Genomic DNA, 18,713 nt, shown 5'->3' on the forward strand with positions numbered 1-18,713 from the left:
CCTGGCCCATGCGCTCCTCGTGTTTCTGCACGTGGCGCCCCCGAACCCGCTCTCCCAGCAGTACAGCCGCCAGGTCGACGCATGGGTCCACCCGCTGTTCGAGCAGAACTGGCGGCTCTTCGCCCCGGATCCGGAATCGGTCAACCGACAGATCTCGGTGAGGACCGTGCACACCGGCCCGGACGGCGCCAAGCAGGTGAGCGGCTGGTTCGATCTGACCGCTGTGGACAACTCGGCCGTGAAGCACAACCCCTTCCCGAGTCACACGGCACAGAACATGCTGCGACGAGCCTGGAGTTCCTACCTCGAAACCCACGGTGGCGACGACCGGCCTCGCTCGCAGCGGGCACTGATGATTCAGCGGTACCTGACCAACATCGCCTCGAAGCGCGTCGCCGCCCACCGTGGCGGGAACTTCGAGGCCGTCCAGCTACGGGTGGTCACCGTGCCCATCGCCGCGCCCGCCTCAGCGGGCGGCACGGGCGCGGGCGCAGTCGCGCCGAGAACGTCCGATACGCGGCATCTGCCCTGGTGGAAGGTGAAGGCGGACTCCCTTGGAAACTGAGCACGTACCCGCACCGCGCCCGCCTGAGCCGCGTGACCCGCGTGCGGCCGAGAGGACGGCGGCGGGCGCGTCGCACCGCACACGCGACCGGTGGCACGCGGGCCTCGGCGTCCTGACGGAGCGGCCCGTCTCCCTGTACGCCGCAGCCGTCCTGCGCATCGGATACGGGCTCGTCTACCTCGTCTTCCTGTTGCGCGAGTTTCCGCACCGCGACGAGATCTGGGGTCCGGGATCACCGTGGACGCCGGAGCTGGCGAGGCAGCTGTTCGACCAGACGGGGTGGATCAGCCTCCTCACCCTGTCCGACAACCGGGCCTACTTCGAGGCCTGTTACGCACTGGCCGTCGGCACATCGGCACTGTTCGTCCTCGGGTGGCGGACCCGAGCGGTGTCCGTGCTGTTCGCGGTCGTGGTCGCGTCGTTCCACGGCAGGGCGATCTTCATGACCGACGGCGGGGACAACCTCATCCTCCTCATGGCCGTCTACCTCGTCTTCACCGCGTGCGGCCGTCGCTGCTCCCTCGACGCGCGCAGAGCCAGGCTTCGTACCCGCGCGGGTACGGAGACGCGCCTGCCGGTGCACCGGACGGCGGGCGGGCTCCGGGATCACCTCCGTACTTCCCGGCGGACCCTGGTCGCCGTGCTGCACAACTGCGGGATGTTCGTCATCGCGGCCCAGGTCTGCCTCCTCTACGGGTCCGCGGGTCTGTACAAGGCGCAGGGCGGATCCTGGGGCAACGGGACCGCCCTTCACTACGTCCTGAACCTCGACCTGTTCCGGCCCTGGCCCGGCCTCTCGCTCATGGCGGACGAGCACGACGTACTGCTCGCCATCGCCTGCCATCTGACGGTCCTGTTGCAGGTCGCCTTCCCGTTCGTCCTGTTCGGGCGGCTCAAGTACCCCGTTCTGACCCTGCTGTTGGGCATGCACCTGGGTATCGCGGTACTCATGGGGCTGCCCCTGTTCTCCGGCGCGATGATCATCGCCGACGCCGTCTTCCTGCCGGACCGCTTCTACCGCGCGCTGGGACGACTGTGGCGGCGCGCGGCTCAGGGGGTGGGTACCGGAAGGACGAGACGGGCATCCGGAGCGAGCACGCCCACCGGGCCGCCTTCACCTCCCTCAACCTCACCGTCGCCGTCCGGGCCGCAGCTCCCGTCCCCTTCGGCCCCGGCCCCGCGCTGTCGCGTCACGGGACCCTGAACGCCGACGTCCACGGATCCGGCAGCACCAGGAAGCCTGCTGAACCGCTCTCCTCTCCCCACCCCGGAGGGCTTCGTCCAGGGAATCTCAGACGGTGCGTCGGGCGCTGTGGCGGGCTTCCCGGAGTCGGACCTTCGAGGGGAGGCGGTCCAGGCCGGCCGAGTCCCGCGCGTGTGCGAGTGTTTCCCGGCTCAGTCGCCCCAGAGTCCGCGCCGGATCGGCGTGAGGCTCCAGCAGCAGCCGTACGCGCGCGGTCGGAGCGGTACGTCGGCCCGTCAGCCGGACGTGAGCCCGCGAGACCCCGTCCAGGGCCTGTGCCTCTTCCTCGATCACGTCCTCCAGTGTGCGGCCGTCGAGCCGGGCCGCCGTGCCGTCCTCGCTGTCGACGAGGACCCGGTCCAGGCGGTGTCTGCGTTGTGCGAGGAGCCACCACAGCAGCAGGGCCAGCAGCACCACGAGCACCGCGATGACGGTCGGCCACCACCAGCCTTCCTCCCGCCACCGGGTGCGTCCCCAGGCGCCCAGCACCACATCGTCCGGCCCACGGAAGGGCCACCAGCCCGGCACGTCGAAATCCCAGTGGCGCTGCAGGTCCAGTGCGCCCAGCAGCACGCCGCCGCCCAGGGCGAACAGTCCGAGACCGAGAAGCCCGAGCAGCACCCGGTTCACCGTCCTGAGCATCAGGATCACCTCAGCTCTTCTTGGGGCGCCGGACGCGCACGGCCAGTGTGGGTTGCCGGGCCAGGCCCAAGGACGTCAGGGCTTCGCCCAGCTCGGCTTCCAGGTCGGAGCGGACCTCCTCGAGATCGCGAAAATGGGCTCGTGCCCGGGCTTTGACCTTCCGGCGGCCGACATCGACCTGCGCCGACTGGACACCGGGCACCCGCATGGCCCGGTCGCGCAGAACCAGGGCCGCCGCGCGGCGGTCGAGCCCGGCGCGGACGTCCTCCGCCCCGGGGATGCCGGTGAGCTGCCGCATGGGCAGCAGCCTGCGCAGTCCCGGCGTCACGGCCAGCAGGAAGAGCCACAGGCCGAGGGCCATCGCCACGGCGGCCCCGACGATCATCCAGACGTCGTCCAGGGGCCGTGTGGCCAGTTCCTCGGCGAGCCGCCGCCGCCAGCGCATCGCGGACCGGCCCGCGCGGACGGCGATCACGTCGTACAGGAGGAATCCGACGGCAACGGCGGACAGCAGGGCCACCAAGGCCGCGAAAATCCGCCGCCCCGACCAGAAACGGCGCGCCGGCCGGCCTGGTTCATCCGTCGCCGTCGTCGCACCCGCGCCCGTCCCCGCCTCCGGGGTGCCATCGGCGGACTGAGCCGCCGGTCCGGATGCGGAGGGAGGGGCGCTGTCGCCGGTCGACTGCCGCCAGGTGTTCGCGCTCATCTCACCCTCTCCTGACGCGTGCGGCGCGTGTGCGCCGAGTGCAGCCTCTCGACCGACACCACGAGGTCGGACACCTCCATGCCGGCCCAAGTCCTGAGCCGCTCGGTGACCTCCCGGCGCACCGCGGCGCACTGCGCCCCGATGTCGGACGGATAGCCGAGCTCGACGGTGATGCGCATCCGTGCCTCGCCGAGCACCGCCTGCCGTCCGGCGGCGGACTCGGCGTCCCGTCCCGCGCTGGTCCGTTCCGGTGCCCGCCGCACGGCCGTGGTCACCTGTGGCGTCCGGTGGCCGGGCGGTACGCGGCCGGCCGACTCGGTGAACCGGCTCAGCGCCTCACGCGCCACCCGGGCCGCGATCTTCGCGACGACCCGGTCGGTGACGGCGGTCGCCCCGCGCTCCCCGCGGGGGACGCCCGGACGCTCGTCGGCTTCCCCGCTCACCGCCGCCAGTCTCCCCGAGCCTGTCGCCGGTCGTCGCGGATCCGATCCTGCCGGTCCCGGCGGCGGACGAAGTCGCCCGGTTCGAGATCACCTTCCATGAACCGCCCGACCACGAGACCGACGATGCCCAGCCCCAGCACCAGCACGAAAGCCCAGAAGTCACCGAAATACGCGGCGAAACCCAGCGCCATTCCGGCCATCAATCCCACCACGGCCCTGCTCATCACGCGCTCCTTCACTCAAGCGGGCTGCTCCGCCCCGGCTACTGGATCCGCTGGCGCCCCGCCCCTTCGTCCTCCTCGTCGGGCAGCTGCACGTCGCTGACCATGAGGTTGACTTCCACGACTTCCCGATCCGCCATCCGCTCCACCGCGGAGATCACGCTCTCGCGCACCGCACCGGCCACGTCCGTGATCGAGACGCCGTAGTCGACGACGATCTCCAGATCGATGGCGGCCTGCAGCTCTCCGACCTCGACACTGACCCCGCGCGTGACGGACCTGCCGCTGTCCGTGCCAGGCATCCGCTCCCGCATGGATCCCATCGAGCGCGCGAATCCGCTGCCCAGGGCGTGGACGCCGGGCACGTCCCGTGCCGCCATCCCGGCGATCTTCTCCACCACCACATCGGCGACGGTCGTCCGGCCGCGAGTGCCGGGCGCACCGCCCTGTCCAACGCCGGTGTTCTCAGTCATCGGGACATTCCTCCCTCATGAAACCCAGACAGGACTCACCTCAAGATTACAGCCGTTTTGATATCTTTTGATGGTATTGCAGACCGTGAGGTGGAGTGGTCGGACGGGTGGCCTGAGCCCCTGCCCGCGGCCTCGCGGACACTCCGGGCGCAGCGCGGGCGGGGAGGGATCGCGGCCCCGGAAGAAGGAGGGTGGAAAGCCGTGGAAGCCGAGGCGTGGACGCAGGCGGTACGGCACCGGTTCGCCCCGGGCCGGTTCCTCCCGCTCGGCGGGCCCGAAGACGGGACATGGATCACCGAGCAGGCGGCCCTCCGGGATGTCGGGCGCGCGGCCGCCGGGATTCCCGGTGTCCGGCTGGAGGCCCTGCGCATCAGGCCGGCACCGCACGAGCCCGTGTCCGCGCCGGCCGTCCGGCCGCCGACCGGCGCGCTACCGCCTGGCCCGCTCAGGATCGAAGCCGCCTGCACGGCATCGCTCGCGCAGCCGCTGCCTGAGACCGCCGACCGGTTGAGGAGCGCGCTGCTCGACGCGGCCCGCGAACAGCTCGGCCTGGCCACCGTGACAGCTGATCTGCGCATCACTGATCTCCTTGAAGGCCCGGAGACGGGAGTGAAGCCGCGGCCCGCGGCGAAGGGCACGACGCCCGCACCGGAAGACACGGCCGCACGAGACTCACTCCCGGTGACCGGAGCAGGATCCCTGCGGGGGGTCGCCGGGGAGCTGGCGGACGTCGTGACGGGTGTTCCGGGCGTCGCCCGCCTCGCCGCCGTGTGGGGAAGCCGCCCGGTCATGGTGGCGGACCATGACGATCCGCCCGGCCGGCACCTCGAAGTCCAACTCGCGGTCGCCCCCGGTCACCATCCGCTGGAAGTCGCCCGCGCCGTCCGGGACGCCGTGGCCGACGCGGCCACCACCGGCGCCACGGGCCCGGTCACCGTGACCGTCCTCATCACGGGGACCGCGGCCTGAAGATCACGGAGACCACCGCCACGACGGCGGCATCGGCCCGGGTGACCGGCGACGCTTCCTCCCACCGGGCTTCCGTGCGCTCGCTCAGGTCCGTTCGCCCGGCTCCGCTCGCCCGGTGCCGGCGCCGGTGTCGATGAGGATCTGTTCGGCCCGCCTCCCGCTGCCTGCGCGGACGGCCTCGGCCATGGCGGCGCGCGCGGCGTCGGGCGTCGCGTCCGGCGGGACCACGAGGAGGGAGAAGAGATCCTGCTCGCCCCGGGTGACGAGGATGGTGTCGTCGCCGACCGGGAAGGAGTCGATATGGATGACGCGGTCGTCGATGGTCATCCGCGTCGGCAGCCCTTCCCAGGCTTCCCTGTCCAGACCGACACGCGTGACCGGGCCGAGGTGCTCGGTCAATGCGCTGATCAGGCTGGGGAGTTCGGCGGCGATGTCGCGGGAGCGGGGCCACCACACCCCGTCGAGCACGCCCTGCCGGTCATGCGTCGTCTCCAGCCGGACGACAACCGTCCCGGGCCGCACGGCCCGGTGGACCGCGTCCGGGAGGAGTCTGGTCACCCTCGGGGAGTCGGAGTCGGCCATCGCACTCGCCTGCCTACCTGGGATGAGGGGACCGAGTGGCTCCTCGTTCTCACCGTACTCCCGCCCCCCCCCGACAGCGGCCGGGGAGCCCGCCGGTCACGCGCAGGAGCCGCGGGGACCGTGGGGGCCGCGGGAGTAGAGTGAAAGATCCGGCCCGTCTCGTACGGGGACATCGAACTCCGAGGTCGCCATGCGGTCCCTGGAAACACCCTCGGACGGACACGCCGAGGTCCGCGTCGTCGCCGCCTCGCCCGAGGTCGCGCGTCGGATCGCGGAGGTACTCCGCCGTTGCTTCGACGCCACCGAGCAGCGCAGCTATCCCGCCGGCCCCGACGGCGGGACGCGCCTCGACCTCACCGTGGACACCACCCGCGCGGCGGAACCCGCTCGGTCCTGGCTGGAGACCAGCCGTTCCCACGACGAGGGCCGGCGGCACGAGTGAGGCGATGGTCGGAGCGGTGCGTTCGGTCTGTTCGGGGAGTAGCGTGAGGTCATCGGGAGCACTTCGCGCGCCGGCACCGATACCGGTGTCGTTCCTGGTGAGCGACGACGCCGGACGACTGCCTCCGCGCAGGGGGTCCGGAGACGGGTCCGCACGATGTCCGCGACCACCGACCGTGCCTTGCTGAGCGCCACACCCTTCGGGGTCCCGCCCGCACGCCTCGCCCTCGCACCCGACGGTCCTCCCCGCGAAGACGTCGGACCGCGACCGCACGGCGCCTGGTGGCCCCGCACACGTGATCTGACACAGGAACTCCCCCCGCTGGCCGACGTACTGGACCCGCTGCGGGGGAGGGTCACCCGGATCGGCGTCAACCCCCGCTACTGGCCGATCATTCCGCGCAGGATCTATGTCAACGGCCGTGTGGTGCAGGTCGGTTGGTTCACCTCGGAGCTGGATCCGCACCAGATCCTGCTGCTGTCCGGCACGGTGGTCCGCTGGAACCTCCTGGTGATCCCCCCGGAGACCGCCGACCCGTCCGCCTCCCGGCTGATGGCCGCAGCGAGCGCCTGCGCCGGTCCGCGGTCCACCGCGTCCGCCCTCATGGCGGCGGAACGGCCGGACGGCACCGCCCCGTCGTACGGGACCGGATCCGGTCCGGCCGGCGACGGACACGCGACAGCCGACCGCGGGGACGCGGCGGCGGCCGCCGCCTCATAGCGACGGGCCGGGTCGGACCTGACCGCCCGCGGCGGCCGACATGAGCGGTTCCGCGGCTTCCTCGGTCGTGTCCGGCGGCACGACCAGCAGGTCCCGGCGTCCCCGGCCGGGTGCGAGCAGCACGACGGTGCGCGGGGCGGATTCCCCCGGCATTCTGCGCAGTCGTACGACCTGGTGGGAGACGAGGATCCGGCCGGGCCACGTGGCCCCGCTGACCGTGACACTGGTGATCTGGCCCCATGTACGCGGCAACCCGGCCAGCAGGTGCGGAAGTTCGGTGAGCAGGTCGTACGAACGGGGCCACCACGCGCCGTCGACGGCCCGGGGCAGCTCCCCCTGGGGGGCCAGGAGCAGGCGCGGACCGGCTGGGAGGGAAGCGGGGCCTGCAGTGCGGTGGTCATGATGGCTCCTGCCAACTGCCGTGCGCGATCGGGTGGTTGACGTCGAGCACGACGGGGGCGGCTGACGGTCGACGCCGTGCCGGGCGCTGTGGGACAGGCGTGGTGGGGCTGGGTGCCTCGGAGGGGCTTCTCCGCCTCGGCGTGGACCGCTGGGACGGAGGTGCGGGCCGGGGCCACGGGCTGCCCCTGGTGGACGGGTGGTGTGCTGGAGACGACCTGTCGGATGGGCACGACGCACCCTCGTTCGCCCGACCGTACTCCCCGAGCCGGGAATCCCCCGGAGATCGCCGGTCAGGCCCCCCCGATGGGGGCGCTCGGGCCGGTGCGCGTTGACACGGATCGTCGCCGGACGTTGACTGACGGGACGGCGCAGGGCCGTGAAGGGCAGGGCCGACCGGGTTGCCGGCAGCCTGAAACAGGCCGCCGAGAAGACCGAGGGCGTCCTCGGGCGGCGACCCCCAACGCAACGGAAGCGGTACACACGAAGATGTACGACCAGACACGCGCCCAGCAGCCCGCCGACCGGCCCCCGGGCGTCTCCGGGAGCCGCGCCACGGGCCCGGAACCACTGCTCCCGTCCGACGAGCGGGACAAGATCGTCCGGCGCCTCGGACACGCCCTGAACACCTTCGCGGACGCTCCGGACAAGGCCCTGGAAGAGGCCGAGACCGCCTTCGACGAGGCCACCGCCGCGCTGATGCACGCCCTCGCGGACCGGCGGAGCGCCTTGCGCACGGGCTGGCAGGACCGGGACCCCGAGACGCAGTCCGCCGAACTGCGGATCGCGCTCCGGGAGTACCGGGAGATCACCGGGCGGCTGCTGCGCGCCTGAACCGGGCGGCTGCCGGGCGCGAACGACCACAGCTTCGCGTGCCGAGCGCCTGCCCGGCGCCTTCCGACGGCCGCCAGTCGTCCGCTCCACGGTCTCGCCACGCGGGGGATGCGGGGCGAGCAGATGAAGGACTCCGCAAGCGCCGGGCGGGCTCCCCAGGGTGATCAGCCCGCACGGCCACCGAGCACCCTTCGGGCGGCCCGCCTGTCGGCATGCCGAGGCGGAGGAGCGGGGGCTTCCCGCACGGCCGTGCGAGGGCGGCGCCGGTGGACCGTGCCGGTGACCTGCCGACCGTGCGGCCCGCGTGTGCCCCCTACGGCCGCCACCGCGCCGGGGACACACGACCTCCGGTGAGGCACCGTGCGGCGTCGGCGATGCCCGGCTCACCCTTTCCGGTTGGCGATCATCCGCACCGGGCATCAGCACCGGGCAGGCCCGGCCGGGCAGGACACGCCGCGGCCCGGCGAGCGGCCACGGCCATGGTGGTCGGATGGCCCAGGAGGGGAAGTGATCCGCCATGCGTACGCATCGGCGTACCCATAGGCGTTCCGCGCAAGTCGAGTACCTGCTGCCCGACGAGGCCGAATCGGCGGGCAGGGCACGCAAGTTGACCTCGCAGTTCCTCACCCGGTCGGACCGCCGGACGGCGGGGCTCGACGCCGAGCACATCGGCGACGCGACCCTCATCGTCTCCGAGCTGGTCACCAACGCCACACGGCACGGCGGCACCTGTCGGCTGCGCCTGCGGGTGTCCGACACACAGGTGACCGTCGAGGTCTACGACAGCAGCCCGGGCCGACCCGTCGTGCGGCCGCCGACGACCTGGAGCGAGAGCGGGCGGGGTCTCGCCATGGTGCGGTGCCTGGCGCAGCGCTTCGACATCGTTCGGGTCGCCGGGGGTGGCAACAGAGTGCGCGCGGTGCTGGCCCTGTGACCGGCCCGGCGGCGCACTCGGACCGTGCCTCCTCGTGAGCGCGCTCCCGACCCGCCGAGGTGGCGAAATACCCGTCGGTTCGCAGGAGAAAATCTGAAACGGGCGCGGGAGAATTTCTTGCGCCGGGCGGTGGAGCGGAATTATCGGCGACAGGCGGGCGAGCATTCCGTGCTACTGTCGAGACAAGTTGCAGTTGTGGTTGCCAAAAGGTTCATTTTCCGACGGGCTGATCATCACGGCGACACGGAGAGCGCACGAGGCGCACTCCGAGCACCGTTTCCGAAGGAGAAATGACATGGCCACCGGTACTGTGAAGTGGTTCAACGCCGAAAAGGGCTTCGGCTTCATCGCGCAGGACGGCGGCGGCGCCGACGTCTTCGCCCACTACTCGAACATCGCCACCCAGGGCTTCCGCGAGCTGCAGGAAGGCCAGAAGGTGTCGTTCGAGATCGCTCAGGGCCAGAAGGGCCCGACCGCCGAGAACATCGTTCCGGCCTGACAACGGCACTGACGCATACTTCGCAGCTGGGGCCCGCACCTTGGGGTGCGGGCCCCAGCTCGCTGCATTTTCAGGGTGATTCCCCCCTGCCCCATTCGGCACGCTCTCGCAATTCTCTGCGCCGTTCTTTGCGCTGCGGGAATTCCTTGATACGCGCCCGCATCGAGGAAGGTTCCGCATGAACCGAGCACGCCCGTCACGCACCACCTCCACCCATGACCGCTCCGGCACCCGGCGCCGCCCCCAGGGCCACCACGCCCGACAGGCCGCGCCCCGCGGCGAGTTCGCCCTGCCGAAGACGGTCACGCCCGCGCTGCCCGCCGTCGAGTCGTTCGCCGATCTCGCCCTGCCCGCGCCGCTGCTGGCCGCGCTCGGCCACGACGGCGTGACCGTGCCGTTCCCGATCCAGGCGGCGACCCTGCCGAACTCCCTGGCCGGCCGTGACGTGCTCGGCCGCGGCCGCACCGGCTCGGGCAAGACCCTCGCCTTCGGCCTCCCGCTGCTGGCCCGCACGGCGGGACGGCGCGCCGAGCCGCGGCAGCCGCTGGCCCTCGTCCTGGTCCCCACCCGGGAGCTCGCCCAGCAGGTCACCGACGCGCTCACCCCGTACGCCCGCGCCCTGCGGCTGCGGCTGGCCACCGTGGTCGGCGGGATGTCCATCGGCCGGCAGGCGAACGCGCTGCGGGCCGGGGCAGAGGTGGTCGTGGCCACGCCCGGGCGGCTCAAGGACCTCATCGAGCGGGGCCAGTGCCGGCTGGACGAGGTCGCCGTCACCGTCCTCGACGAGGCCGACCAGATGGCCGACATGGGTTTCATGCCCCAGGTCACCGCGCTGCTCGACCAGGTGCGTCCCGGCGGCCAGCGGATGCTCTTCTCGGCCACTCTGGACCGCAACGTCGACCTGCTGGTCCGCCGCTATCTGACCGACCCGGTGGTTCACTCCGTCGACCCGTCGGCCGGGTCCGTCACCACGATGGAGCACCACGTGCTCCACGTGCACGAGACGGACAAGCACCGCACGACCACGGAGATCGCGGCGCGGGACGGCCGGGTGATCATGTTCCTGGACACCAAGCACGCGGTGGACCGGCTGACCACCCACCTCCTCGGCAGCGGAGTCCGTGCCGCCGCCCTGCACGGGGGCAGGTCACAGCCGCAGCGCACCCGGACCCTCGCACAGTTCAAGAGCGGACAGGTGACCGTGCTGGTGGCGACCAACGTCGCCGCGCGCGGCATCCACGTCGAGGGTCTCGACCTGGTGGTCAACGTGGACCCGCCCGGCGACCACAAGGACTACCTGCACCGTGGCGGCCGTACGGCGCGCGCCGGGGAGTCCGGCAGTGTCGTCACCCTGGTGACGACGCGCCAACGCCGCGAGGTGAGCCGGTTGATGGCCTCGGCCGGCATCACCCCGATGATCACCGCGGTGCGCTCGGGAGAGGCGGAACTGAACCGCATCACCGGGGCCCAGGCCCCGTCCGGTGTCCCGGTCGTCATCGCCGCGCCGCCCGCGGAGTCGCCCCGGCGGGCCTCGGGCCGTGGTTCGGCCTCCGCCCGGGGCCGCCGAGGGCGCGCCGCCCGGGGCGGGGCCGCCGGGAATCGCCGCGTCGCGTGACAGGTCGACCGTCCGTCGCCGGCCGGCGCGAACCGCCGGCGCGAACGGCCTGCGCGAAGTCGTCGCACTCCCAGAATCCGCCCGTACCGCAGGAGGCAGTCGTGACACCGCTTCAGATGCATCGAAAGCCGACCACGCGTGACGTCATGACCCTGGTCGACCGCCCGGACGCGAGCGAACTACGGGTCTTCGACGACATGACCGTCGAGGTGGCCCTGTCCATCATGGCCGGTGCCGGTGTGGAGCACCTGATCCTGTGCGACGGGGACGACGAGCGCACCGGCTCCGTCACCCGCGCCGAACTCGCCGCGCACCGCGGCAGCTCCGCCTACACCGACCGCATCCGGCTGCGGGACGTCCTCGGCGCACCGTACCCCGTCGTCCTTCCTTCCTCCTTCTCCCTGTGAGGCACCATGCGCTGCGTCATCGCCCGCTACCCGTTCGACCTGACCAAGCCCGGAGTGATGGCCCTGATGGCGGGTGTCAGGCCCGAGATCGTCACCGGTGACTCCGTGACCATCGGCCGCCGCCGCTATCCCGTGATGCAGGTCGGTGCGGTCATCACCCGTCAGGACCGCCGCGACTTCACCTGCGGCGAGGTCACCCGGGCCATGGCCCGGCTCGGCTTCACCTGCCATGTTCGTCCCGTCGCGGTCGCCCTCCCGGCCACGAACGCCCACAGCCGCCTCCAGGCCGCCTCGGAAGCCCTCGGGGGCCCCGCAGCCTAGAAGGCTGCGGGGCCCTTGCCGGATCTACGGGGCGGCGGTAGGAGCGGCGTTCAGCAGCAGCCGCCCGTGGCCGCCGCCGGTTCCCTCGTGTCGGCGCCCGCCGCGTCGGTGGCGCAGCACGCGCTGCCCTGTTGCTTGGCCAGGGAATCCGCGTCGGCCTTGACGACGTACACCTCCCAGGGCTCCTGGCCCGGCCCGTGCACCCACACCTTGTCCTGGAGGGCGTAGCAGCAGGTCGTGTCGTCCTCGACGGCGGTGGCCAGGCCCGCCTCGCTCAGGCGGGCGGTGGCGGCGTGGACGGCCTCCGTCGATCCGACCTCGACGCCGAGGTGGTCCATGCGGGTCGCCTCGCCCTCTGCGCCCTCGATGAGGACCAGCTTGAGCGGGGGCTCGGCGATGGCGAAGTTGGCGTAGCCGTCCCGGAGTTTGGCGGGTTCGGTGGCGAAGAGCTTGCTGTAGAAGGCCACGGACGCTTGCAGGTCCGGGACGCGGAGAGCCAGTTGTACGCGGGTCATGGCGAACCTCCTGGTGAGGGTGGGTGGTTCAGCAGCCGCCGGACGAGGCCGGGGCTCCGATGCTGATCAGCGGGGTGGTCGGGGCGGCGCAGCAGCCGCCGCCGCTGCCGCCCTGGGCGGCGTCGGGGTCGTCGAAGAGGCCGGCGCCGCCGCACACGCCCGTCTCGGGCAGGGTCAACTCCACGCGCTCGGCGGCTTCCCGGTCCCCGGCGAGCGCGGCCGCGACCGAGCGGACCTGCTCGTAGCCGGTCATCGCGAGGAAGGTCGGGGCGCGGCCGTAGCTCTTCATGCCGACCAGATAGACGTCCTTCTCCGGGTGGGACAGCTCGGTCACGCCGTGCGGGTAGACCGTGCCGCAGGAGTGGACGTTCGGGTCGATCAGCGGGGCCAGGGCGGTCGGGGCCTGGAGGCGGTCGTCGAGACCGAGGCGGAGTTCGCCGAGGAAGGAGAGGTCGGGGCGGAAACCGGTCAGGACGACGACCTCGTCGACCGGGTCCAGACGCCGGCCGTCCTCCGCGACCAGCACGAGCCGGTCGCCCTCGCGTGCCACGGCCTCGGTACGGAAACCGGTGACGGCGCTCGCGTGGCCGCCCTCGACGGCCGCCTTGGCCCGCAGGCCGAGGGCGCCGCGGGCGGGGAGCTGGTCGGCTTCGCCGCCGCCGTACGTCGAACCGGTGATCCCCCGGCGCAGGATCCACACCGCGTGCGTGCCGTCGCCTTCCTCCTCGGCCAGGTCGGCGAGAAGCGCGAGGGCCGTGAAGGCGGAGGCGCCGGAACCCACGACGGCGGTGCGCCTGCCCGCGTAACGGGCGCGGACCGTCGGGTCCTTGAGATCCGGGACGTGGTAGCTGATGCGGTCGGCGGCGGCTCGCTCGCCGAGGGCGGGCAGGCCGTTCGCTCCCGCCGGGCCGGGCGTGGACCAGGTCCCGGAGGCGTCGATGACGGCGCGGGCGGTGAGGCGTTCCTCGATGCCGTCCGCGGTCCGGATGTGGACGGTGAAGGGCTGCTCCTCGCGGCCGGAGTCGACGACGCGGTCTCGTCCGGCGCGGGCGACGCCGGTCACCGTGGCGCCGTAGCGGACCTTGTCGCCCAGGACGTCGGCGAGCGGCTGGAGGTAGCGCTCGACCCAGTCGCCCCCCGTCGGGTAGGCGGCGCCGTCGGGGCGGACCCAGCCGGTGGGGGCCAGGAGCTTCTCCGCGGCGGGGTCGGTGACCTCGGCCCAGGAGGAGAACAGCCGCACGTGCGCCCATGCGCGGACCGCGCCGGCGGCCGACGGCCCCGCCTCCAGGACCAGCGGTTCGATGTCCCGCCCGATGAGGTGGGCGGCGGCGGCCAGGCCGATCGGGCCTGCCCCGACGACCACGACGGGCAGCTGGTCGGTGGTGGACGCGCTCACGGTGACTCCCTTGCTTCGACATTCGTCGATGGCTTGTGGGGCCAGCATGGCACCTGATTCGGCAAGCGTCAATATAGACATTCATCGAATCCAGGCGGATGCGCCGCCCGCGAGCCTCCGTCCACGCCATCCGTCTCCATCCACCTCCATCCACCTCCATCCACTCCGGCCGCCTCCGCCTCCCCCGCTGCTTCGACATGTGTCAACATAGACGTATGTCGAATCCCGAGCTGCTCCCGCTGGTGGAACCCGCCGAGGCCGTGGCGCCCTGCTGCCCGCCGCTGACCGAGCGCCCCTTCACGGCGGAGGAGGCCGAGACCGCCGCCCGGATGTTCAAGGCGCTCGGCGACCCGATACGGCTGCGGCTGTTCTCCGCGGTCGCCTCGCACGAGGGCGGCGAGGCGTGCGTGTGCGACATCTCCGACGTCGGCGTCTCCCAGCCGACCGTCTCCCATCACCTGAAGAAGCTGAAGGACGCCGGCCTGCTCACCTCCGAGCGGCGCGGCACCTGGGTCTACTACCGGGTCGAGCCGTCGGTCCTGGCCGCGATGGGCAAGCTGCTCACCGTCGCACCGGCCGCGGTGTGACGCCCGGCCGCCCCGTCCGGGGCGGGATCCGGGTCGGCCGACCTCCCCGGCGGACCGTGAGGTCGGCACGGCCGTGAGGGGGACCGTCCCGCCGACTCGGAGTCGCCCCGTACTCGGTGCGGGAGTTGCCGACCACGCAGACCGCGGCAGACCGCGAAGCGCTTGCCGCGCAGGTCGTACGTGCGTGGCTCACCGTCCCGCACCCCCTTGCCTCGCCGCACTCGCCGGCGAGGACTGCTTTTCAGGTCATGCGCTGTCGGCGGGCAGCGCCGGGTAGTCGGTGTAGCCGCGGTGGTCACCGCCGTAGAAGGTGGCGGCATCGGGGGTGTTGTAGGGGCCGCCGGCTGCGAGGCGGGCGGGCAGGTCCGGGTTGGCCAGGAACAGCGCGCCGAAGGCGATGATGTCCGCGGTGCCGTCCTCGATGTGCGTGAGAGCGCCGGGCCCGGTGGTCTCGGGGTGGGTGAAGGGGTTGAGGACGAACGCCGTCGGCCAGTCCTTGCGCAGCCGGGCGGTCAGGACGCGGTCCGGGCTCTCGACCAGGTGCAGGTAGGCGAGGTCCAGCCGGGCGAGACCGGCGACCAGGGTGGCGTAGGTCTCCAGCACGTCCGCCGGGTCGGTCTCGGCGATGTCGTTGTAGGGGTTGCCGGGGGAGATGCGGAAGCCGGTCCGGTTGCCGCCGATCGCCTCCGCGACGGCCGTGGCGACCTCGATACCGAAGCGGACCCGGTCCGCGGCGCCACCTCCCCAGCTGTCGGTGCGCAGATTGGTGTTGGGGGCGAGGAACTGGTGGATCAGGTAGCCGTTCGCCCCGTGGATCTCCACGCCGTCGAAACCGGCGGCGATCGCGTTGCGCGCGGCGTCGGCGTAGTCGGCGATCGTCTGGGCGATGCCGTCGGGGTCCAGTTCCTTCGGTGTGACGTAGTCCTGGGGGCCCTGGTAGGTGAACACCTGGCCCGCCGCCGCGACGGGAGAGGGGGCGACGGGGATGAGTCCGTCGGGCAGCAGACTGGGGTGGCTGATCCGGCCGGTGTGCATGAGCTGCGCGAAGATCGTGCCGCCCTGGGCGTGGACGGCGTCGGTCACCTTCCGCCAGGCGTCGACCTGCTGGGCGGAGTGCAGGCCGGGGGTGTTGGTGTAGCCCTGGCCGCCCACCGACGGCTGTATGCCCTCGGTGATGATCAGGCCGGCGCTCGCGCGCTGGGCGTAATAGGTCGCCATCAGCTCCGTCGCCGTGGCGGCGGGAGCGTCGGCGCGGCTGCGGGTCATCGGCGCCATCGCGACGCGGTTGGCGAGCGTCTTGCCGCTCAGGTCGATCGGGTCGAACGCGGTGGTCATGGCAGCTTCCTTCGGAGAATGGGTCGGGTGGACGGGACAGGCGGCAGCATGGGCCTGGCGGGCTGTCGGGGACCGGGACTCGGCAGTCACCATTTCGGCTGGTCAGAGGCACTTTCTGCGGTGCCGATGACCAGTCGGGCAGCCTGCTCGGGAGAGCGCGGGCCTAGGTGAGCGGGACGTCCGCGACGGCCTTGAGGTGGCTGAACGTCTCGAGGGAGTACCGGCCGTGGTACCGGCCCATGCCGCTTTCGCCGACGCCGCCGAAAGGCAGGCCGGTCATGAGCAGTTGCATCACCGGCTGGCCCCAGGCGACGCCGCCGGAGGACGTCTCGTTCACGAGGCGCGACTTGGTGGCCTCGGACTCGGTGAAGGCGTAGAGCGCGAGGGGCTTGTCGCGTTCGTTGATGAAGGCGATGGCGGCATCTAGGTCTGCGACTTCGACGACGGCGAGGATCGGACCGAAGATCTCCTCCTGCATGACCGGCGATGCGGGGTCGACATCGGTGAGCACCGTCGGTGCGATGAACAGGTCGTCACGGTCGTGCCGGCCTCCCACCGCCGCCCGGCCGGAGTCCAGCAGACGGGTGAGCCGGTCGAAGTGCCGCTCGTTGATGATCCGGCCGAAGCCGGCCGCGGTCTGCGGAGCGGAGCCGAACTGGGCTTCGACCGCCGCGCGGAGGGCGGGGACCAGTGCGGCGGCGGTGGCGGGATCGGCCAGAACGTAGTCGGGGGCTACGCACTGCTGCCCCGCGTTGCCGAACTTGGCGCCGACCAGCCGCTTGGCGGTCTCGTCCACGTCGGCGTCGGGCGCCACGAAGACCGGTGACTTGCCTCCGAGTTCGAGCGTGACGGGGGTGAGGTGCTTGGCCGCCGCGGCCATGACGATCCGGCCGACGGTGCCATTGCCGGTGTAGAAGATGTGGTCGAACCGCTGTGCCAGCAGGGCCGTGGTCTCCTCGGCGCCCCCCTCGACGACGGTGAGGACGTCGGCGTCGAAGTACTGCCGCAGGAGGCGTGAAGCCACTGCCGATGTGTGCACCGAGATCTCGCTCGGCTTGGCCACCACGGTGTTTCCGGCGGCCAGTGCGCCGATGATGGGGTCGATGAGAAGGTGCAGTGGGAAATTCCACGGAGCGATCACCAGGACGACCCCGAGCGGGTCGTACGTGGTGTAGGCCGTTGTCGTGGGACCGAAGTGGGCGGGAACCTCCACCGGGCGAGGCTGAAGCCAGTTCTCGAGGTTCGCCAGTGCCTCGTCGATGTCGGCGACCGTGAAGTCGATCTCCTGCGTCTTCGCCTCGGCGGCGTTCTTCCTCAGATCCGCCCAGAGCGCTTCGATCAGCTCCTGCCCGTTCTCGACCAGCAGTGCCCGCAGCCGCTGCAGCTGGTTGACGCGCCAGTCCAGTGGGCGGGTGACGCCGGTGTTGAACGTCGCGCGAAGGCGGCCGACCACCTCTGCGGCCGTTTCGCTCCGGGGCGTCCTCGACTCGGTCGCCTGTGTTGTGGTCATGGGGTGTACTCCGTTCTTGACGCACGCCACGCCGTCAAAGGCGTTGGCCTGCCGTGGTACCGGTGATGTCCTGCCGTGGTACCGGTGATGTCCTGCCGTGGTACCGGTGATGTCCTGCCGTGGTACCGGTGATGTCCTGCCGTGGTACCGGTGATGTGGTGGGTGACGGATGACGCCTTGTGCTTCGACGACCCCTGGAATCCGCCTCGTCCGCTCCGGGGCCCTCACACGCTCGACCGGTCTCAGATGGTCGCCGTGTCGATCACGAACCGGTAGCGCACATCGCCGGCGGTGACCCGGTCGTATGCCTCGTTGATCTCGGACGCGGTGATCAGCTCGATCTCCGCGCCGATGCCGTGCCCGGCGCAGAAGTCCAACATCTCCTGCGTCTCGGGGATGCCGCCGATCATCGACCCGGCGAGGATCTTGTTGCCTCCGATGAGGGAGAACGGGTGGAAGACGACGGGCTCTTCCGGGACGCCCACGTTCACCAGGGCGCCGCCCGTCCGGAGCAGGCCGAGGTACGCGCCGAGGTCCAGCGGCGCCGACACCGTGGAGACGATCAGGTCGAAGGAGCCGGCGAGTTCTTCGAACGTCTTCGGGTCGCTGGTCGCGTAGTAGTGGTCGGCGCCCAGCTTCAGGCCGTCGTCCTTCTTGCGCAGCGACTGGGACAGGACGGTGACCTCCGCGCCGAGCGCGTGCGCGATCTTGACGCCCACGTGGCCGAGACCGCCCAGACCGACCACAGCGACCTTCTTGCCGGGACCCGCGCCCCACTGCTTGAGCGGCGCGTACGTGGTGATGCCCGCGCACAGCAGCGGCGCGGCGACGTCCAGGGACAGGCCCTCGGGGATACGGACGACGAAGTTCTCGTCGACGACGATATGGGTGGCGTAGCCGCCGTAGGTGGGCTCTCCGTCACGACCGATGCCGTTGTACGTCTGGACAGCCCCCCGTACGCAGTGCTGTTCCTGGCCGGCCTTGCAGTTGTCGCACTCCCTGCAGGAGTCGACCATGCAGCCGACTCCCACGCGGTCGCCGACCTTGTACTTGGTCACCCCGGGGCCGACCTCGGAGACGACGCCCGCGATCTCGTGGCCCGGGACCATCGGGAAGATCGCCTCACCCCAGCCCTCGCGGACCTGGTGGATGTCCGAGTGGCAGATGCCCGCGAACTTGATGTCGATCAGCACATCGAACTCGCGGACCGCACGGCGCTCGATGGTGGTGCGCTCCAGGGGAGCCTTCGCGGCGGGGGCGGCGTACGCAGCGACAGTGGTCATGCCGACGGTTCTCCTAGCTGAGGTTCCCTGCCCGGCCGCCTTCCGGCCGGGCACGGTGGCAAGCGTCCCGGC

General features: G+C 71.7%; 24 protein-coding genes. 12 read left to right on the forward strand and 12 right to left on the reverse strand.

The features are described from left to right. Window positions 1–19: 19 nt before the first annotated feature. The gene (locus tag K1J60_RS20415) at window positions 20–565 is read left to right on the forward strand and encodes a DUF5819 family protein (RefSeq protein WP_317619721.1); all 546 of its coding nucleotides are present in this window, start codon (window positions 20–22) and stop codon (window positions 563–565) included. Further along, window positions 555–1,769 (forward strand): HTTM domain-containing protein, encoded by a 1,215-nt coding sequence (locus K1J60_RS20420; RefSeq protein ID WP_398683258.1) that lies wholly within the window; start codon window positions 555–557, stop codon window positions 1,767–1,769. The genes K1J60_RS20415 and K1J60_RS20420 overlap by 11 nt, the downstream gene beginning before the upstream one ends. An 87-nt stretch (window positions 1,770–1,856) precedes the next feature. On the opposite strand, the gene amaP is transcribed toward K1J60_RS20420, so the two are convergent. The 5 genes from amaP to K1J60_RS20445 are packed head-to-tail and all read right to left on the reverse strand — an operon-like array spanning window position 1,857 to window position 4,293. Next, window positions 1,857–2,450 (reverse strand): alkaline shock response membrane anchor protein AmaP, encoded by a 594-nt coding sequence (gene amaP, locus K1J60_RS20425; protein WP_220647465.1) that lies wholly within the window; start codon window positions 2,448–2,450, stop codon window positions 1,857–1,859. Window positions 2,451–2,460: 10 nt separating this feature from the next. Beyond that, window positions 2,461–3,156: a DUF6286 domain-containing protein gene (locus tag K1J60_RS20430; protein WP_220647466.1), complete on the reverse strand. Its 696-nt coding sequence runs from the start codon at window positions 3,154–3,156 to the stop codon at window positions 2,461–2,463. Further along, entirely contained in the window at window positions 3,153–3,599 is a 447-nt protein-coding gene (locus K1J60_RS20435; RefSeq protein WP_220647467.1) for an Asp23/Gls24 family envelope stress response protein, read from the reverse strand. The genes K1J60_RS20430 and K1J60_RS20435 overlap by 4 nt, the downstream gene beginning before the upstream one ends. Further along, window positions 3,596–3,823 (reverse strand): hypothetical protein, encoded by a 228-nt coding sequence (locus K1J60_RS20440; protein WP_220647468.1) that lies wholly within the window; start codon window positions 3,821–3,823, stop codon window positions 3,596–3,598. Before K1J60_RS20440 ends, K1J60_RS20435 begins: the two co-directional genes overlap by 4 nt. Before the next feature lie 38 nt (window positions 3,824–3,861). Next, window positions 3,862–4,293 carry an Asp23/Gls24 family envelope stress response protein gene (locus K1J60_RS20445; protein WP_220647469.1) on the reverse strand — a complete coding sequence of 144 codons (432 nt, stop codon included), beginning with the start codon at window positions 4,291–4,293 and terminating at the stop codon, window positions 3,862–3,864. A 201-nt stretch (window positions 4,294–4,494) separates the two neighbouring features. On the opposite strand from K1J60_RS20445, the gene K1J60_RS20450 reads away from it, so the two are divergent. Continuing rightward, window positions 4,495–5,262, forward strand: coding sequence for a hypothetical protein (locus K1J60_RS20450; protein WP_220647470.1), 768 nt, complete (start codon window positions 4,495–4,497; stop codon window positions 5,260–5,262). 84 nt (window positions 5,263–5,346) lie between these two features. Here K1J60_RS20450 and K1J60_RS20455 read toward each other — a convergent pair whose 3' ends face one another. Further along, complete coding sequence (locus K1J60_RS20455) at window positions 5,347–5,844, reverse strand: DUF5994 family protein (RefSeq protein WP_220647471.1); 498 nt, start codon at window positions 5,842–5,844, stop codon at window positions 5,347–5,349. A 190-nt stretch (window positions 5,845–6,034) separates the two neighbouring features. On the opposite strand from K1J60_RS20455, the gene K1J60_RS20460 reads away from it, so the two are divergent. Next, window positions 6,035–6,286, forward strand: a complete 252-nt coding sequence (locus tag K1J60_RS20460; protein WP_220647472.1) for a hypothetical protein — start codon at window positions 6,035–6,037, stop codon at window positions 6,284–6,286. A 156-nt stretch (window positions 6,287–6,442) separates the two neighbouring features. Continuing rightward, the gene (locus K1J60_RS20465) at window positions 6,443–7,006 is read left to right on the forward strand and encodes a DUF5994 family protein (RefSeq protein WP_220647473.1); all 564 of its coding nucleotides are present in this window, start codon (window positions 6,443–6,445) and stop codon (window positions 7,004–7,006) included. Here the strand turns inward: K1J60_RS20465 and K1J60_RS45970 are convergent. Continuing rightward, complete coding sequence (locus K1J60_RS45970) at window positions 7,001–7,888, reverse strand: DUF5994 family protein (protein ID WP_259407815.1); 888 nt, start codon at window positions 7,886–7,888, stop codon at window positions 7,001–7,003. The genes K1J60_RS20465 and K1J60_RS45970 overlap by 6 nt on opposite strands. A 6-nt stretch (window positions 7,889–7,894) precedes the next feature. Between K1J60_RS45970 and K1J60_RS20475 the strand changes: the two genes are divergently transcribed. The 6 genes from K1J60_RS20475 (at window position 7,895) to K1J60_RS20500 (ending at window position 12,015) form a co-directional block, all read left to right on the forward strand. Further along, window positions 7,895–8,239 carry a hypothetical protein gene (locus K1J60_RS20475; protein ID WP_220647474.1) on the forward strand — a complete coding sequence of 115 codons (345 nt, stop codon included), beginning with the start codon at window positions 7,895–7,897 and terminating at the stop codon, window positions 8,237–8,239. Between the two features lie 517 nt (window positions 8,240–8,756). Further along, window positions 8,757–9,173 (forward strand): ATP-binding protein, encoded by a 417-nt coding sequence (locus tag K1J60_RS20480; protein WP_220647475.1) that lies wholly within the window; start codon window positions 8,757–8,759, stop codon window positions 9,171–9,173. Window positions 9,174–9,468: 295 nt separating this feature from the next. Further along, the gene (locus K1J60_RS20485; RefSeq protein ID WP_220647476.1) at window positions 9,469–9,672 is read left to right on the forward strand and encodes a cold-shock protein; all 204 of its coding nucleotides are present in this window, start codon (window positions 9,469–9,471) and stop codon (window positions 9,670–9,672) included. A gap of 178 nt (window positions 9,673–9,850) precedes the next feature. After that, on the forward strand, window positions 9,851–11,287 hold the full coding sequence (locus K1J60_RS20490) for a DEAD/DEAH box helicase (protein ID WP_220647477.1): 1,437 nt from the start codon (window positions 9,851–9,853) through the stop codon (window positions 11,285–11,287). A gap of 146 nt (window positions 11,288–11,433) precedes the next feature. After that, the gene (locus K1J60_RS20495; RefSeq protein ID WP_220651576.1) at window positions 11,434–11,694 is read left to right on the forward strand and encodes a CBS domain-containing protein; all 261 of its coding nucleotides are present in this window, start codon (window positions 11,434–11,436) and stop codon (window positions 11,692–11,694) included. A gap of 6 nt (window positions 11,695–11,700) precedes the next feature. Continuing rightward, window positions 11,701–12,015, forward strand: coding sequence for an SCO5918 family protein (locus K1J60_RS20500; protein WP_220647478.1), 315 nt, complete (start codon window positions 11,701–11,703; stop codon window positions 12,013–12,015). A gap of 50 nt (window positions 12,016–12,065) precedes the next feature. Here the strand turns inward: K1J60_RS20500 and K1J60_RS20505 are convergent, their stop codons facing one another. Further along, complete coding sequence (locus tag K1J60_RS20505) at window positions 12,066–12,530, reverse strand: ArsI/CadI family heavy metal resistance metalloenzyme (protein ID WP_220647479.1); 465 nt, start codon at window positions 12,528–12,530, stop codon at window positions 12,066–12,068. Between the two features lie 28 nt (window positions 12,531–12,558). Next, window positions 12,559–13,926 (reverse strand): NAD(P)-binding domain-containing protein, encoded by a 1,368-nt coding sequence (locus tag K1J60_RS20510; protein WP_259407816.1) that lies wholly within the window; start codon window positions 13,924–13,926, stop codon window positions 12,559–12,561. 215 nt (window positions 13,927–14,141) lie between these two features. Between K1J60_RS20510 and K1J60_RS20515 the strand changes: the two genes are divergently transcribed. Continuing rightward, complete coding sequence (locus K1J60_RS20515; RefSeq protein ID WP_220647481.1) at window positions 14,142–14,513, forward strand: ArsR/SmtB family transcription factor; 372 nt, start codon at window positions 14,142–14,144, stop codon at window positions 14,511–14,513. A 246-nt stretch (window positions 14,514–14,759) separates the two neighbouring features. Here the strand turns inward: K1J60_RS20515 and K1J60_RS20520 are convergent, their stop codons facing one another. The 3 genes from K1J60_RS20520 to K1J60_RS20530 all read right to left on the reverse strand — a co-directional run bounded on the left by K1J60_RS20520 (window position 14,760) and on the right by K1J60_RS20530 (window position 18,641). Continuing rightward, window positions 14,760–15,848: an alkene reductase gene (locus K1J60_RS20520; RefSeq protein ID WP_220647482.1), complete on the reverse strand. Its 1,089-nt coding sequence runs from the start codon at window positions 15,846–15,848 to the stop codon at window positions 14,760–14,762. Window positions 15,849–16,011: 163 nt separating this feature from the next. Next, on the reverse strand, window positions 16,012–17,358 hold the full coding sequence (locus K1J60_RS20525; RefSeq protein WP_220647483.1) for an aldehyde dehydrogenase family protein: 1,347 nt from the start codon (window positions 17,356–17,358) through the stop codon (window positions 16,012–16,014). A gap of 242 nt (window positions 17,359–17,600) precedes the next feature. Then, on the reverse strand, window positions 17,601–18,641 hold the full coding sequence (locus K1J60_RS20530) for an NAD(P)-dependent alcohol dehydrogenase (protein WP_220647484.1): 1,041 nt from the start codon (window positions 18,639–18,641) through the stop codon (window positions 17,601–17,603). Between the last annotated feature and the right edge of the window lie 72 nt (window positions 18,642–18,713).

The sequence above is a fragment of the Streptomyces akebiae genome (assembly GCF_019599145.1).
GTDB classification, from domain to species: domain Bacteria; phylum Actinomycetota; class Actinomycetes; order Streptomycetales; family Streptomycetaceae; genus Streptomyces; species Streptomyces akebiae.

What these genes read in the sequence shown, in the direction of transcription:
- K1J60_RS20440 (WP_220647468.1), bottom strand. Translation starts at nt 3,823, where the DNA reads ATGAGCAGGGCCGTGGTGGGATTGATGGCCGGAATGGCGCTGGGTTTC.
- K1J60_RS20495 (WP_220651576.1), top strand. Translation starts at nt 11,434, where the DNA reads ATGACCCTGGTCGACCGCCCGGACGCGAGCGAACTACGGGTCTTCGAC.
- K1J60_RS20530 (WP_220647484.1), bottom strand. Translation starts at nt 18,641, where the DNA reads ATGACCACTGTCGCTGCGTACGCCGCCCCCGCCGCGAAGGCTCCCCTG.
- K1J60_RS20460 (WP_220647472.1), top strand. Translation starts at nt 6,035, where the DNA reads ATGCGGTCCCTGGAAACACCCTCGGACGGACACGCCGAGGTCCGCGTC.
- K1J60_RS20505 (WP_220647479.1), bottom strand. Translation starts at nt 12,530, where the DNA reads ATGACCCGCGTACAACTGGCTCTCCGCGTCCCGGACCTGCAAGCGTCC.
- K1J60_RS20430 (WP_220647466.1), bottom strand. Translation starts at nt 3,156, where the DNA reads ATGAGCGCGAACACCTGGCGGCAGTCGACCGGCGACAGCGCCCCTCCC.
- K1J60_RS20500 (WP_220647478.1), top strand. Translation starts at nt 11,701, where the DNA reads ATGCGCTGCGTCATCGCCCGCTACCCGTTCGACCTGACCAAGCCCGGA.
- amaP (WP_220647465.1), bottom strand. Translation starts at nt 2,450, where the DNA reads ATGCTCAGGACGGTGAACCGGGTGCTGCTCGGGCTTCTCGGTCTCGGA.
- K1J60_RS20455 (WP_220647471.1), bottom strand. Translation starts at nt 5,844, where the DNA reads ATGGCCGACTCCGACTCCCCGAGGGTGACCAGACTCCTCCCGGACGCG.
- K1J60_RS20525 (WP_220647483.1), bottom strand. Translation starts at nt 17,358, where the DNA reads ATGACCACAACACAGGCGACCGAGTCGAGGACGCCCCGGAGCGAAACG.
- K1J60_RS20445 (WP_220647469.1), bottom strand. Translation starts at nt 4,293, where the DNA reads ATGACTGAGAACACCGGCGTTGGACAGGGCGGTGCGCCCGGCACTCGC.
- K1J60_RS20485 (WP_220647476.1), top strand. Translation starts at nt 9,469, where the DNA reads ATGGCCACCGGTACTGTGAAGTGGTTCAACGCCGAAAAGGGCTTCGGC.
- K1J60_RS20490 (WP_220647477.1), top strand. Translation starts at nt 9,851, where the DNA reads ATGAACCGAGCACGCCCGTCACGCACCACCTCCACCCATGACCGCTCC.
- K1J60_RS20520 (WP_220647482.1), bottom strand. Translation starts at nt 15,848, where the DNA reads ATGACCACCGCGTTCGACCCGATCGACCTGAGCGGCAAGACGCTCGCC.
- K1J60_RS20465 (WP_220647473.1), top strand. Translation starts at nt 6,443, where the DNA reads ATGTCCGCGACCACCGACCGTGCCTTGCTGAGCGCCACACCCTTCGGG.
- K1J60_RS20515 (WP_220647481.1), top strand. Translation starts at nt 14,142, where the DNA reads ATGTCGAATCCCGAGCTGCTCCCGCTGGTGGAACCCGCCGAGGCCGTG.
- K1J60_RS20480 (WP_220647475.1), top strand. Translation starts at nt 8,757, where the DNA reads ATGCGTACGCATCGGCGTACCCATAGGCGTTCCGCGCAAGTCGAGTAC.
- K1J60_RS20475 (WP_220647474.1), top strand. Translation starts at nt 7,895, where the DNA reads ATGTACGACCAGACACGCGCCCAGCAGCCCGCCGACCGGCCCCCGGGC.